14 protein-coding genes are annotated in these 14,454 nt (G+C 40.8%); 5 read left to right on the top strand and 9 right to left on the bottom strand.

All coding sequences use genetic code 11. The features are described from left to right. Nucleotides 1-238: 238 nt before the first annotated feature. Together AC0L4E_RS04115 and AC0L4E_RS04110 are read right to left on the bottom strand one after the other, a co-directional pair. The gene (locus AC0L4E_RS04115) at nucleotides 239-1,120 is read right to left on the bottom strand and encodes a sterol desaturase family protein (RefSeq protein WP_473678124.1); all 882 of its coding nucleotides are present in this window, start codon (nucleotides 1,118-1,120) and stop codon (nucleotides 239-241) included. A 53-nt stretch (nucleotides 1,121-1,173) separates the two neighbouring features. Next, nucleotides 1,174-2,211 carry a DUF2804 domain-containing protein gene (locus AC0L4E_RS04110; RefSeq protein ID WP_473678123.1) on the bottom strand — a complete coding sequence of 346 codons (1,038 nt, stop codon included), beginning with the start codon at nucleotides 2,209-2,211 and terminating at the stop codon, nucleotides 1,174-1,176. Between the two features lie 322 nt (nucleotides 2,212-2,533). On the opposite strand from AC0L4E_RS04110, the gene AC0L4E_RS04105 reads away from it, so the two are divergent. From AC0L4E_RS04105 to AC0L4E_RS04090, 4 genes are all read left to right on the top strand, one after another. After that, nucleotides 2,534-3,100, top strand: coding sequence for a YajG family lipoprotein (locus AC0L4E_RS04105; RefSeq protein WP_473678122.1), 567 nt, complete (start codon nucleotides 2,534-2,536; stop codon nucleotides 3,098-3,100). A 78-nt stretch (nucleotides 3,101-3,178) separates the two neighbouring features. After that, a complete protein-coding gene (locus AC0L4E_RS04100) occupies nucleotides 3,179-3,763 on the top strand; it encodes a peptidylprolyl isomerase (RefSeq protein WP_473678121.1) in 585 nt (194 codons plus the stop codon). A 424-nt stretch (nucleotides 3,764-4,187) separates the two neighbouring features. Beyond that, complete coding sequence (locus tag AC0L4E_RS04095; protein WP_473678120.1) at nucleotides 4,188-4,526, top strand: hypothetical protein; 339 nt, start codon at nucleotides 4,188-4,190, stop codon at nucleotides 4,524-4,526. A 120-nt stretch (nucleotides 4,527-4,646) separates the two neighbouring features. Beyond that, complete coding sequence (locus AC0L4E_RS04090) at nucleotides 4,647-6,065, top strand: AmpG family muropeptide MFS transporter (RefSeq protein WP_473678119.1); 1,419 nt, start codon at nucleotides 4,647-4,649, stop codon at nucleotides 6,063-6,065. Nucleotides 6,066-6,137: 72 nt separating this feature from the next. On the opposite strand, the gene kdsA is transcribed toward AC0L4E_RS04090, so the two are convergent. From kdsA to hemA, 7 genes are all read right to left on the bottom strand, one after another. Then, nucleotides 6,138-6,986, bottom strand: a complete 849-nt coding sequence (kdsA, locus tag AC0L4E_RS04085) for a 3-deoxy-8-phosphooctulonate synthase (protein ID WP_473678118.1) — start codon at nucleotides 6,984-6,986, stop codon at nucleotides 6,138-6,140. Nucleotides 6,987-7,046: 60 nt separating this feature from the next. After that, complete coding sequence (locus AC0L4E_RS04080) at nucleotides 7,047-8,300, bottom strand: DUF819 family protein (RefSeq protein WP_220751451.1); 1,254 nt, start codon at nucleotides 8,298-8,300, stop codon at nucleotides 7,047-7,049. A 251-nt stretch (nucleotides 8,301-8,551) separates the two neighbouring features. Further along, the gene (locus AC0L4E_RS04075) at nucleotides 8,552-9,340 is read right to left on the bottom strand and encodes a SirB1 family protein (protein WP_473678117.1); all 789 of its coding nucleotides are present in this window, start codon (nucleotides 9,338-9,340) and stop codon (nucleotides 8,552-8,554) included. Nucleotides 9,341-9,349: 9 nt separating this feature from the next. After that, complete coding sequence (locus AC0L4E_RS04070; protein WP_220751447.1) at nucleotides 9,350-9,745, bottom strand: SirB2 family protein; 396 nt, start codon at nucleotides 9,743-9,745, stop codon at nucleotides 9,350-9,352. Between the two features lie 112 nt (nucleotides 9,746-9,857). Then, complete coding sequence (gene prmC / locus AC0L4E_RS04065) at nucleotides 9,858-10,724, bottom strand: peptide chain release factor N(5)-glutamine methyltransferase (RefSeq protein ID WP_473678116.1); 867 nt, start codon at nucleotides 10,722-10,724, stop codon at nucleotides 9,858-9,860. Nucleotides 10,725-10,784: 60 nt separating this feature from the next. Beyond that, on the bottom strand, nucleotides 10,785-11,870 hold the full coding sequence (gene prfA / locus AC0L4E_RS04060) for a peptide chain release factor 1 (protein WP_473678115.1): 1,086 nt from the start codon (nucleotides 11,868-11,870) through the stop codon (nucleotides 10,785-10,787). A 14-nt stretch (nucleotides 11,871-11,884) separates the two neighbouring features. Next, nucleotides 11,885-13,135, bottom strand: a complete 1,251-nt coding sequence (hemA, locus tag AC0L4E_RS04055; RefSeq protein WP_473678114.1) for a glutamyl-tRNA reductase — start codon at nucleotides 13,133-13,135, stop codon at nucleotides 11,885-11,887. A gap of 630 nt (nucleotides 13,136-13,765) precedes the next feature. Here hemA and lolB point away from each other — a divergent pair. Next, on the top strand, nucleotides 13,766-14,362 hold the full coding sequence (gene lolB, locus AC0L4E_RS04050) for a lipoprotein insertase outer membrane protein LolB (RefSeq protein WP_473681508.1): 597 nt from the start codon (nucleotides 13,766-13,768) through the stop codon (nucleotides 14,360-14,362). Nucleotides 14,363-14,454 lie beyond the last annotated feature (92 nt).

Below are 14,454 nucleotides of genomic sequence, written 5' to 3'. Positions count from 1 at the left end.
CGAAAAAGTCATTCGCTATATTGATGGATTAACTGAAAACTACTCATTGCTCAGTTAATTTTATTGAATGAGGTGATTGGCTTTATATTGATAATTTAAGCTGGGGCTGTACCCAAAGAGCCCTTTTTTATTTGGTGAAACCTACTTAGCATATACTCAACCCCTTCCGAGTATCTGTTAAGTAGGTTAAACCTTTCTTTATTTCATCTTCAGCAAGTGTCTAAAGTTTACCTATGGTTTAGCGTTTTGATTCAGTACTCGTTGGCTTGTCAACTTTTGCAGGCGGTGAGAACAACACTGTAAACCTTTGCTTAAAGCTTAAGCCTGACTGGGTCACATCACTCAACATATCCCACCACTCTGCAAAGCTAACAGTTAAAGGATTAAAGCTATTTACTGGTTTGGTTATGCCGTAAATCACAGTCTCATTTTCTGGCTCAAATGTACCAAATAACTTATCCCAAATAATCAGTACGCCAGCATAGTTTTTATCAATATATTGAGGATTCTGACCATGATGAACTCGATGGTGTGATGGTGTATTGAAAATAAGCTCAAATGGACCTAACGACTTTATCGCTTGGGTATGCACAAAGAACTGTAACCCTAAGTTAAGTAGCACCACAAATACCACCCAGTTAGGGTCAAAACCTATGATCACTAACGGTACCCAAAACAGCCACATTCCTGCCAATGGATACATTAAGCTTTGCCTAAAAGCGGTACTAAAATTCATATTCTCTGAACTGTGGTGCACGACATGGGCAGCCCACATCCAGCGTATACGATGACTTGCCCGATGAAACCAATAATAGAAAAAATCTTGCAGCACCATTAAGATGATAAAACTTAACACGCCCATTTGAATATCAAAAAGCTTCCAACCAAATAGCGCTAAATAAACTTTAGCAATTAACAACCCTGCTAAAATATCAGTTAACTGATGCATACCCGCTAAGCACATATTACAAAACACTTCAGCCTTATAATAACGAGCAGACTGTGGGAGTTTTTGGCGTTTATCCCCTAAGTACCATTCAAGGAATATACAAACGAAAAACACTGGCGCTAAAGCTAATAACAGCATTTCAGGGTGATTGATGATTGAGTTCAAATCCATTGAAAACCTAATATTATTATTTTATTAAAAAACTTATGCAGGTTATTTAACTGCTACCATTTAGCAAAATGATCTTCAGTTAATCCAAGCTGATTATGTAGTAGATGTTTATGACCATTATTATCAATAATATGACCGCTAAAATATCCAATATATTGCCTAAAGTTACTCTTTAAGAAACCCAAGTTAAGCTTCTCGCTGCGACAATTTAGCCTTCTAAAAGTTAAATCAATTTCAGCTGTAGCTGTGCCTTTACCAGCACTAATGTACCAATAGTCATTACTCAAGTGGCGGTTAAAGTCGAACTTTACGCTAGGCAGTAAATGGCGCTCACCATTAATCCATAATACATTTTCTGTAGCGCCCGTTTCATTAACACCTGCAGCAAGGTTTAAGCCTAAAACCCCCGCTTCAACGTGTGTGTTAATCGACGCCCAGCGCCAACTGGTTTCACGGCGCATATAACCTGCAGAAAAGTCATAGCCACCAAGGGCTGTATTAAGCGGTTGAGGCTCATCTTTTATGGTTAAACTGCCGTTAACTTTAAGACCATTGTGTTTTTGAGTATAGGTCCAACCCTTGTAACCTGTTGGTGTACACAAACTCATTGGCAAACTTAATGGCGGCGGTGACAGCTCCAGCTCGGCGTTAATGTCATCAGTCTGTATATTTAGATGCCAAAGTGAGTCTTTAATCGAAAATTCGATGCTACCTTGGCGATGCTTTATTCGTGCTTTACCCTGCTGCGGTGAGTCAGAAACTGACATTCCCCATGATAATGGCTTTAACGCCTGAGTTTCGGTCAGTTTATTCTTTTCAATATCATACAAATAACAAAAGCTACTGCCCACATAACGAATATCAGCAATAGCAACACCGATAATGTATCTCGGCGTGGTGATATTGATAAATTGAAACTGCTTATAGTCGAAATACTTAGCAAACCAAGAACAAGGCTTATCCATCTCGTTGAAGTAGTTAAACTGTTTTATTGCTAAGTCACCTACCACACCATCAAAGTGTCCATAAATCGGCTGACCTTCAGAGTTCATTAGCTTGTCTGGCGCAAGTTGTAAATGATTCAATGACATACTGCTTCCGTGTTTGTGTAGTTAATCGTCTTACTCATTAAAACGAACAATATAAATAGCGAACAATAAAATTAAACAGAAGAACCCTAGTTGATTTTCTCAAGCTGAATCGGTTCACTTTAAAGTTCTTACTCTAACGTGGATAAATTATCAGCATAAGTCAACGTATAGTGTTCAACTAAAATTAAAAACTAGGTCGAATCTCAGCATATTTTGCAGGCTAAACTCTATATTTCGACAAACTAATTAACTCACTTATTGGGACTGGAATGGCGCTAAAAATCTGTTATTCTGAGCGCACCATTTTTTATTGTCTTTAGCTATGAAATCATTGCCATTATTCTTATGTTCTGCGTTATTTTTATCAGCTTGTGCTAGCCATACTCCGACTCATATTGCACTGAACCCCAATGTGCCTAACGTCGTTAATAAAATAGATCGTTATGATACTGTCGCTGTCAGTACTATTGATGTGCGTAAAGCGAATTTTATCGTCCGCTTTAACAAAGGTGATGAAGCAGCGCAGCTTGTTAGCCCAAGTGAACCTATCAGACAACAACTTGATAGCGTATTTAAAAAGTCGATGAGTAATGCAGGATACCAAGTAGATCCAGCTGCCAGTAACACCGTACAGTTCCAATTAGATTATCTTTTAACGGATGTCACTGAGTCGACTTTTGGTTTCGAAGCAAAAACAGATTTAACCATCAATGTCATTGCTAAAAACCAAACTCAAGAATTCACTAAAATTTATAACGGTAAAGGCTTATTAAAAGGACCTTTTAGTCCTGACTTTGCTACCTTAGAGCTTGATATGAATAAGTTGATTGATGAACTGACCACTAAAATCATTAATGACTCTGAGTTACATCAATTTTTGCAAGGCTAATTCATTTCGTTGAGTTTAAGCAGCCTGAGAACTAAAAGTAATAGTCATCAACCACATACAACAGATTAGGAAGACCTTATGTTTAAACGGATTGTAGCCAGTGTATTGTTGTTTTCGTCAATGATGGCCAACGCTGCCGTCGATATTCAACCCAACACCCTTTACCCAAAAGTCGAGTTTGATACGACTATGGGCAAAATCATCGTTGAATTGGACCGAACACGTGCCCCTCTGACCGTCGATAACTTTCTGACTTATGTAGTGAAAGGTGAATATGACAACACGATTTTCCATCGCGTTATTGCGGATTTTGTAGTTCAAGGTGGTGGATTAAATCCAGAGCTAGAAGAACGTGAATCAATGGACCCAGTGTTTAATGAATCAGGTAACGGCTTATCTAATAGCATGGGCACCATAGCAATGGCGCGTGATAATGACCCTCATTCTGCAACACGTCAATTTTACTTTAATGTCGGTGACAACAAAAACCTCAACCCATCAAAGCGTCGTTGGGGTTATGCGGTATTTGGTGAAGTGGTTGAAGGCATGGCGGTGTTAGAAGCGATGTCATATGTGCCAACCCAGCACAATGATCACCTTAATTGGCCTGATTTTCCGGTTAAAGAAATCCTGTTAAACAAAGCAACGCTTCTTGCTAAGTAATCGGCTAGTCGTTTAACTATCAGTTGTACTGACAAGCTGAACAAACAAAACCATACAACAAGCCTAGAAAACAGATAAATGTAAATTAATTAAAATTATTTTTTATCTATTTACTGAGTAAATAAAATTGAAAGTGGAGTGAAATATTGATTTCATTCCACTTTTTTTAGCTATTTGTGGTGCAGCTTAATTCAAAACTAGTTAAAGCCTCTAAATTTGCACTTACTCTGTAAACTTGAGTAATTATTCCACAATCCTGACTATACTTAATTTACCTTTAAGTTGCGGCTTTTCGTGTTTAGAGCATTATTTATCGAATGATGAACCACCCGCAGCTTATTCACCTTGTCTTATTCGATAAATAATTTCGGTTAAATTTAGTTCCATCTTAGTCAATGGAAAGCAATAAAAAAGGACGTCATCAATGACCCCAAATGACTTCATAGAAACCAAAGCGCCACAATTGGCCTATTATGGTAAAGCATTTTTAGATAACCAATTGGAGCATCAAGAAATCAAACTATACATGTGGGATGTACTAGAGGAATGGCAAAGTATCAGCGTAGATACTAGCGATAACTCCCCTTCTCCCACAGACACAGAAAAGGTATTTTGGCACTTACTCCACTGTTTTGATGAATGGCCAGATATGGTCATTAGAGGTAATCAGTACCTCAGACAACAAATACATGACTGTTGTGATTACATCAATATTGGCGGTGATATCCCCCACGGATGTATCGGGATCAGACCCACAGTTTGACCCGTATGTTCAATTACACTGCTTTTGTTTAACACTCGATTAAATTTCCAATCAGAATGGCTTGAACCAATCAGCTACGCGACATAAGCTAGAGCCATTCTCCTTCAATCAGTTGTCTCAATGTCAGAACTGCTAATTCGTACCCGTGAAGCCTTATCTGTTTATTATCACAAACGTGTACTCATCATGTTATTACTGGGCTTTTCTGCTGGCCTGCCACTTATGTTGGTGTTCTCAACTTTAAGCTTTTGGCTTCGTGAAGCGGGAGTCGACCGTGCTGCTATCGGTTATTTCAGTTGGATTGCATTAACCTACGCCTTTAAATGGGCATGGTCTCCTCTTGTCGATCGCATGTCTTTACCCATATTTACCCGCCTGTTCGGCCGTCGAAGAGGCTGGATGATATTCGCCCAGCTTGGACTGGTAGCGGCTATTTTAGGTATGGCCCAAAGTGACCCGTTAGTCGATTTAGAACAATTGGCAATATTTGCACTTATTCTGGCTTTTGCATCAGCTACCCAAGATATTGTTATCGATGCTTTTCGAATAGAGTCGGCCCCTCAAGACATGCAAGCGGCGCTTGCTGCCGCATACCAAGTGGGTTACCGCGGGGCAATGATTGTTGCAACAGCTGGGGCACTAACCATTGCAGCTTGGGTTGACCCAGGTAATACCGAGTACAATTTAGAAGCATGGCAAACCGCCTACTTAGCTATGGCTATGCTAATGTCTATTGGACTCATCACCACCTTTTTTAGTAAAGAGCCTCAAGTTGACACCAAAGATGCAGATGAAAAAGAACGTCAACTTAAAGCAAAATTTGCACAAAAGTACCCCACTAAAGTTGCCAGCGCCATGGCGTGGTTATTCAGTGCCAGCGTATTGCCTTTCGTCGACTTTTTTAAGCGTTACGGCAAGTCAGCTATCCTGATTTTACTACTGATTTCTTGCTACCGTATTTCCGATATTGTCATGGGGATCATGGCTAATGTGTTTTACGTTGATATGGGCTTTAGTAAAGAAGAAATCGCTTTTTTAAGTAAGGTCTATGGCTTAATCATGACCTTATTAGGAGCTGGAGCTGGCGGGATTTTAATCATGCGCTACGGCACCATGAAAATTCTGTTTGTTGGCGCTCTCTTGGTTGCTGTAACTAATTTATTGTTTGCTTGGCAAGCCTATATTGGCTACAACGTGCCGTTCTTAACCTTCGCTATTTCGGTGGATAACTTTAGCGCGGGTATCGCCACTGCGGCCTTTATCGCTTATTTATCCAGTCTTACCAGCAGTGGTTATAGCGCCAGTCAATATGCATTGTTATCTTCCATCATGCTGCTATTCCCTAAATTTATCGCCGGTTTTTCTGGGGTCTATGTTAATGCCTATGGCTACGTTAACTTCTTCATTGCGGCCAGTTTAATCGGCTTTCCAGTATTGCTTCTCATTAGTTTGTTACAGCGTTATCCGCCGCCGTCTCAGGAGAGTGAAAAAGTTAATCAAGGTGATGCGATTACAGAAGCTGCAGACAGTAAAAACTAGCTCACTGAATGCGTGTTAAACAGCAACAAAAAAGCCCAACATTAAGTTGGGCTTTTTATTGAGAACGATAAACTACTTACTGGTATCGATTGGGTCAAACGATTTAACTAAATCGTCAACCGCTTTCATTTGGGATAGGTAGTTTTCTAACTGATTAAGCGGTAATGCACATGGGCCATCACACTTAGCGTTATCAGGATCTGGATGCGCTTCAATGAACAAACCAGCTAAACCTAACGCCATGCCACTACGAGCAAGTTCTGTCGCTTGTGCACGACGTCCACCTGCGCTGTCAGTACGTCCACCAGGGCGTTGAAGTGCATGCGTTGCATCAAAGATTACTGGGTAACCGGACTGCTTCATTTCATCCATACCAAGCATATCTACAACAAGGTTGTTATAACCAAAGCTTGAACCACGCTCACAAAGAATGATGTTGTCGTTACCCGCTTCATTGAACTTTTTAATGATGTGACGCATTTCGTGCGGTGCTAAAAACTGTGGTTTTTTCACGTTAATGATTGAACCTGTCGCAGCCATGGCAACAACCAAGTCTGTTTGACGCGCTAAAAATGCAGGTAATTGGATAATATCAACCACATCAGCCACTGGCTGACATTGGTGGATTTCGTGAACATCAGTGATGATTGGCACATTGAAGGTTGATTTAATTTCTTCAAAAATCTTCAAGCCTTCTTCCATGCCTGGGCCACGGTATGAGTTAACCGATGAGCGGTTAGCTTTATCAAAAGAGGCTTTAAATACATACGGAATGCCTAGCTTTTGTGTCACTTCAACATAATGCTCAGCAATCGACATGGCCAAATCACGAGACTCAAGCACGTTCATGCCGCCAAATAAAACAAACGGTTTGTCATTTGCAATTTCAAGTTCGTTCAAACCAATGATTTTTTGTTCCATAGTCATTTCTCTTTTATCAATATCGTCGCGTTAACCACTTAACGCGACATAAAAACAGGGCTAAACAGCAATAATTTGTAGCAACTGGCCACATAACCACGCCATATATGTACCTACAGCATAACCTAATACGGCCAATAACACGCCTACTGGCGCTAACGCAGGGTGGAATGCTGCCGCAACCACTGGCGCAGAAGCTGCGCCGCCAACGTTGGCTTGGCTACCAACAGCCATATAAAATAACGGTGCCTTAATCAGCTTAGCGACAATCAGCATAAAGCTCGCATGAACAATCATCCAAATGATACCAATAGCAAAGTACCAAAGGTTTTGCTCGTCAGCGAGCTTTGAGACATCCATATGAAGACCAATGGTTGCCACTAAGATATATAAAAATGCCGAAGCCACTTTCGATGCGCCAGCAGCTTCTAATTGTTTTACCGGACTAAATGATAATGCCAGACCAATTGAGGTCACCAGAACCACTAGCCAGAAGAATTTAGAGGTTAAGCTATAATCTCGTGTCCAAGGGTAGTTGGTTTCAAAAAATGGTCCTAAAAAGTCTGCTGCAAAATGGGCAAGGCCAGTAACACCAAAACCGATAGCCACAATCAGCATTAAATCACGTAATGAAGGAATGCGCGCATGCTCAGCATGATACTTTTCGACTTTCGCTTTTAATGCTTCTAAAGCAGTGGTATCCGCACCTGTTTTAGCATCTATTTGTTTTGCCCTTGATGCCATTAATAACAGCACTGCCATCCAAATGTTAGCAACGATGACATCTACCGTCACCATCACCGAGAAGATGCTACCACCTGCTTCATAAATCTCTTTCATCGAAGCTTGGTTAGCACCGCCGCCAATCCAACTTCCCGCAAGGGTGGTCATGCCACGCCACACAGCATCTGGGCCGTTTCCGCCTAATACATCAGGATTGATAGCTGAAATAATTAACAGCGCAATGGGGCCACCAATCACTATGCCTACGGTGCCAGTTAAAAACATCACAATCGCTTTGGGGCCTAAACTTAAAATCGCTTTTAAATCGACACTTAAAATCAGTAACACTAAACATGCAGGCAATAGATAACGCGATGCCACGTAATAAAGCTTAGACGTATCCCCATCGACAATCCCAAATGTATTGAGCAATGACGGTAAAAAGTAACACAGCAGTAATGCCGGTATAAATTTATAGAATTTTTGCCAAAATGGATGTGGTGAAGAACTGGTGTAAAACACGAAACCGAGAATTACGGCTAGTAGGCCTAATGCAGTAGCATCATTAGTGACCATAGGACTGGATGTCATTAAAATCTTCCTTGTGAATGCATGTCAAAGTGAATTATTTTTATTGTTGTTTTGTACTTTTAGCAGTACTTATTGTTATGACTTTTTAGTCATTTTTAAATTTAGCGTCTTAATGTAATCGAATTTTTCACTATAGGCAGCAGTTATCTTTTATTTGCTTGAACAGCCTCACTGATAAAATTCAAACAAACCATAATAAAAAAATTCAGGCCCATAAAATGAGCCTGAATTATTTAATGTACTATAGAAAACTAGTGATAAGTCTGCGGTTGCTCGCTAAGTTCCTTTAACTGCATTTTGACAATTTCAGTCACAGGATCGTGAGGGCTGCTATCAATAAAATGCTGCAAATCAGAAATCGCCACTTTTATACAACCCAATTGTTGAGCAATAAAAGCACGTTCACGATTTAAATTAACGTCGTCAGGATGCCATTGCAGTAGCAGGTTACAACACTCCATTGCCTGCTCAAATTGATGAGTGACAATACAGCCAGCTTTTAGCTCATGGATCATGCGAGTAATTAAGCGTTTTAATGACGCCGTTTTTAGGTACTTAGGCTTTAACAATGCCGAGTTACCCAATTCGCCGCGTACTAAAAGGTGCAACTGGCGACGACTTAACTCTTGCCCCGTTAACGGATCGATATAAACCATGTTGTCGTTAATGCGCGAACGCACAACTGTTTGCCCCGGTAGTAATACCGCATCAAGGGTAATATCAAGCTGCTTAGCCAGTAAGATCATCACTGTCGCCAATGTGGTGCTATTGCCTTGACGACTCATAATGCAACTGCCTAAATCGGCTGCTTCAACACTGAAGTAATCTTCACGTGCACAAAAGCCTAAGTCGGTATAAAACCAACGAAGTAAACCGTCAAAGCGTTGCTGTGGATCTTCAACATGCAAGCTCATTACCGACCCAGCAATTTCATACCAAGCCCATAACGCTTTTTTCTCTTGAGAAAAACCTAAATGCTGCGTAATTTCGAATGCAGTGTCGGGGATCTTCACTGCATCATTCATTTGATGTTTAGCCATGAAACTCTATTAACCCATTAATACAACTTGTTTAAAATGAGCCAGCCTGGCAGCCAATACGAGCCATCCAATAGCGCCTAAAAAGGCAAAGATTTTGAAGAATTTATTGCGGTCACCTTTCAGTGCCATTACACCTAAACCGATGTAAGCAAGTACTGCAAGTAACTTCTCTGTCATCCACGCATCCACAAAAGGATACTGCTTGATCATGAAGCACAATGTCAGTCCTGACAATAATAAGAAGGTATCAATTACATGCGGTGCAATCTTAATAAACTTCTTGTCCATCACTGGAGATTGGCGCATATGCAGTACAAAGCGAGTAATAAAGAATACCACACTTAAAAAAATGAAAGTTAAGTGTGTGTGCTTAACAGCAGGATATAAACTGTAAAAGGTTTCCATTATTGTTTTTCTCTTTGAGCTACAGATAAAATGGCCGCTAGTTTACTCGATCAAGCGGCTCTATAGCAATTTTAAGAAAAACCCTGATTTTACAAAGATGAATCTTGTGGAACTAGTCTTTTGATGCGCCTTGCCATTGGCCTAGTGTGCAGCGGTCATTGCTGCCAAAGTCTCGCACTGTAGCCACATTGTCATATCCAAGCTCAATCAATTTTTGTCTAACCACTAATGCTTGCTCAAAACCATGCTCTAACAACAAGTATCCACCTTGAGATAAATGTTTAGTCGCATGTTGGGCAATATGAAATAAATCAGCAAAGCCTTGTTCTGCGGCTGTTAAGGCACTTGATGGCTCAAAACGCACATCACCTAAATTAAGGTGCACATCGGTTTCATCAATATACGGTGGATTAGACACAATCAAATTAAAGTCTTGATGCTCAACTGCGCTAAACCAGTCAGATTGGAGAATTTCAACATGAGGCAAATTTAAATTTGCACGGTTAGCTTTAGCAAGTTCAACCGCATCATCCACTTTATCAATTGCTGTCATTTGCCATTGTGGACGTTCAGAGGCTAACGATAATGCTATCGCTCCTGTTCCTGTTCCTAAATCTAAAACTTTGGCATCATTTTCCAGCGGTAAATTTAGCGCTGTTTCAACTAAAATTTCAGTATCTGGTCGAGGAATAAGCGTGGTGGCATTAACAATAAATGGCAAAGACCAAAACTCACGCTCACCAATGATATGAGCTACAGGCATTCCCTGTTTACGCTTTTCTATCATGGTTTGAAATGATTTGAATTGATCTGCGGTCAGTACCTTTTCAGGCCAAGTGTAGAGATAACTGCGCTGCTTATTAAGACAATGCAGAAGCAAAGCTTCTGCATCGATATTAGCCGACTCAGACAAGTCGACTAATTGGCCATAAGCCCATTGCAAAGATTCCGCAATGGTAGAAAAAGATGACTGTGACAACGTCACTCCTTAGTCATTGAATTAGCCATTTAATTAGCCATAGAAATGAGCTATTTGAATTTAGTCGTCAGCCAGTGCAGCAAGTAAATCAGCTTGCTCTTCTTGCATTAACGGCTCAATGATGGCATTCAAATCGCCTTCCATGATTTCATTTAAGCGGTATAGCGTTAGGTTGATACGATGTTCGCTCATACGACCTTGCGGGAAGTTATAAGTACGAATACGTTCACTGCGATCACCACTTGCAACCAAGTTACGACGAGTAGACTCTTCTTCACTGCGGCGCTTTTCATCTTCAACCGCTTGTAAGCGAGCCGACAGTACGCTCATGGCTTGGGCACGGTTTTTATGTTGCGAGCGCTGATCCTGACATTCCACTACAATCCCTGAAGGAACGTGGGTAATACGAATAGCAGAGTCAGTTTTGTTGACGTGCTGACCACCCGCACCTGATGCGCGGAAGGTATCGACTTTCAAGTCAGCTGGATTAATCGAAATTTGTTCAGCTTCTGGCACTTCAGGTAATACAACAACTGTCACAGCTGAAGTATGAACACGGCCTTGAGATTCTGTTTCTGGTACACGTTGAACACGGTGTCCGCCAGATTCGAATTTAAGTTTACCGTAAACCCCTTCGCCGCTAACTTGAACAATCAGTTCTTTAAAGCCACCATGCTCACCTTCGTTGGCGTTCATGATTTCCATTTGCCACTTGTTTGATTCACAGTAACGTGAATACATACGGAATAAATCACCAGCAAAAATAGCCGCTTCATCACCACCCGCACCTGCACGGATTTCAATAAAGGCGTTACGATCGTCGTTAGGATCTTTTGGTAGCAGCAAAATTTGCAATTCGTCTTCAAGACGGGCAATTTCTGATTTTGCTTCTTTGATTTCTTCTTGCGCCATTTCGCGCATTTCAGCGTCATCTTCGGCTAGCATTTCGTTAGCAGACTCAAGGTTCTCTTGTGCCTCTTGGAACGAAGTGAAGCTTTTTACGATGTCTTCAAGCTGAGAAAATTCTTTTGATAAGGTGCGAAAGCGGTCTTGATCCGCAATAACTTGTGCATCACTCAGTAATGCTAACACTTCTTCATTACGTTCAAGCAAGCCTTCCAGCTTGCGAATAACCGACTCTTTCATTTAACGTTGTTACCTTAAGTTTTATCTAAACCAAGCGTGACGCGTAATTGGCCTAAGGTATTCAAGTCTCCTTGACGACTAGCAGAGGTTAACGCTTGTGTTGGCGCATGAATAAGGCGATTGGTTAGACGGTTCGCTAGCTCTAAAATCACTTGTTCATTGTCACCACCTTGAGTCAATTTATTCAAGGCGCGTTCTACTAATTCATCTTTAATTGCCAAACTTTGGCTACGGTATTCTCGAATACTATCTACAGACTCTAACGATCTCACCCATTCCATAAATACATGGGCTTGCTCATCGGCAATTAACTCTGCCTGCTCGGCGGCTTCTTTACGTGAAGCCATGTTCTGTTCAATGATGCTGTGCAAATCGTCCACAGTATAAAGGAAAGCATCGTCTAATTCGCCAACTTCTGCTTCAATATCTCGTGGAACGGCAATATCAACTAATAACATTGGTTGATGACGACGTTGTTTCAGCGCCTTTTCAACCATGCCTTTACCTAATATAGGCAATGGACTGGCGGTAGAGGATATCACGATATCGGCTTTAGGTAGATAGTCAGGTATCTCTTGCAGTGTAATTGCTGTGGCATCAAACTCTTCACACATGGCTTGAGCACGTTCAACCGTACGGTTAGCAACCACAATGCCAGCAACTTCATTGTCTTTTAAATGCTTAGCAACTAATTCGATAGTTTCACCAGCGCCAATCAACAACACGTTGGTTGTGCTTAGTGACGAGAAAATATGTTTAGCCATGCTAACAGCGGCAAATGCAACTGATACAGCAGCAGCACCGATTTCAGTTTCGGTGCGCACTTTTTTCGCAACAGAGAAAGTATTTTGAAACAAACGGTCGATAGTGACCGCTGTAGTGCCCGCTTCTTTGGCTTTAACGAAGGCTTGCTTCACTTGCCCTAAAATTTGCGGCTCACCTAATACTAGCGAATCAAGTCCAGAAGACACGCGCATTAAATGTTTTACACACTCTTGATTCTCATAGCTGTAAATACATGGCATTAGCTCTTCATGGGTCAAGCTATGGTAATCCTCAAGCCATTCAATAATGTCTGCTTTAGATCCATTATTACAATAAAGTTCGGTGCGATTACATGTCGACACGATCACGGCTTCACCAGAACTGGTGCGGCTGGCCAGACTCTTCATGGCGTCATGAATTTTGTCAGGCGAAAAGGCGACTTTCTCACGAAGGTCGACCGTGGCGGTTTTATGATTTATTCCGATTGCTACTAGGCTCATGTGACTCGTTTTAAGTTCTTCGCGGGATCATTAATTAGGCTATTCTACTTAATTGCCAAAACTAAAAACACAATTGGCTTAACAAAACCGAATAATTGTCTATATTTTTTCTAAAAATTCTATCTTGTTAACAAAAAGATAGGAAAGTAGACCCATTCATTTAAACTTTATGATGCCTTTAAATGTCTAACATTCAAAGCATTCTTACTATATTTACCTCTGTAGGTTAGGGTCTGTTGTTCTTTTAAGGTTATTTTTGCAGCGAATTGTTGCCCATTTATACAAGGCAGAGACTTTGTGGTGTAGTTACTCTACATAAAAAGTCGATAACGCAGTAAAAATGGCCAACAAATGCTGCCCGAAGGGTTCGACTAAAAGCGCTTTACTCATTGTTAGGTGCATTTTTAGTCAATAATAGAGTTGCATAGATTGCTTGGTGACAACCCACTCACCTCGTTAAATTGCTTTTATGTCGAACAAAACTTAACAGGGGAAGAGCAACAGACCCTGATAAAACACAAAAATCAAAATGCATTTTTACAATCATGGTCTAGGTCAGTATCATAAAGTACCACTATATATAGGTAGCGAAATCTTTTGCGATATTTAACATTTTCCCTACAGCGCGTGATGCTACTTTGTTGTCTTTTTTTGGCAGCGTGCTCAGTTAAACCTCCCCATAAACTCACCGATATTGACGTCAGTCAGGCTAGTGAAGCAAACGCTTGGGAGATTCAAGGTAAACTGGCTTTTCGCTCTGATGTCGATAAATTCAGTACCAATTTATTTTGGTTTCACGACAATAACTTTAGCCAACCTCATGATGACTTAAAGCTCACCACTGTTATTGGCACAACAGTCTTATCATTGAGCTCTCAATACGGTCTCGCCAGTATTGATGTTCAGGGTAAAACCTATACCGATAGAGACCCGCAACAACTTATCTCCCGAGTCAGTGGCATGCAAATTCCACTTAATAAACTACCGTTATGGATTACCGGCCAAGTGACTCCAGACGATGAGGTTTTAGAATATAACTCAGACGGGACAATCAAAGCGTTTACCAGTAAAGATATGGGTGAAGACTGGCAAGTGAAGTTCATCAGCTATCAGCAACAAAGCGGTGCAAATGTCCCTAGACTATTACAGATAAACCGCGCAGATGTGCAAATTAAAATTCAGATCAATCAATGGCAGGCTTTGGCGCCTGTAACTGAAAATCTATAGTTTCACCGACAATTAAACCAATAAAGTCGATAGCTAATGATTGTCCACTTATTACTAATTAACTTATTACTATTAAATGAAGAAGCACTTCT

Source organism: Shewanella sp. GJ50-10, from assembly GCF_055808815.1.
Note: the sequence above shows the minus strand (reverse complement) of the source record. Positions and strands in the feature narration are given on the sequence as shown.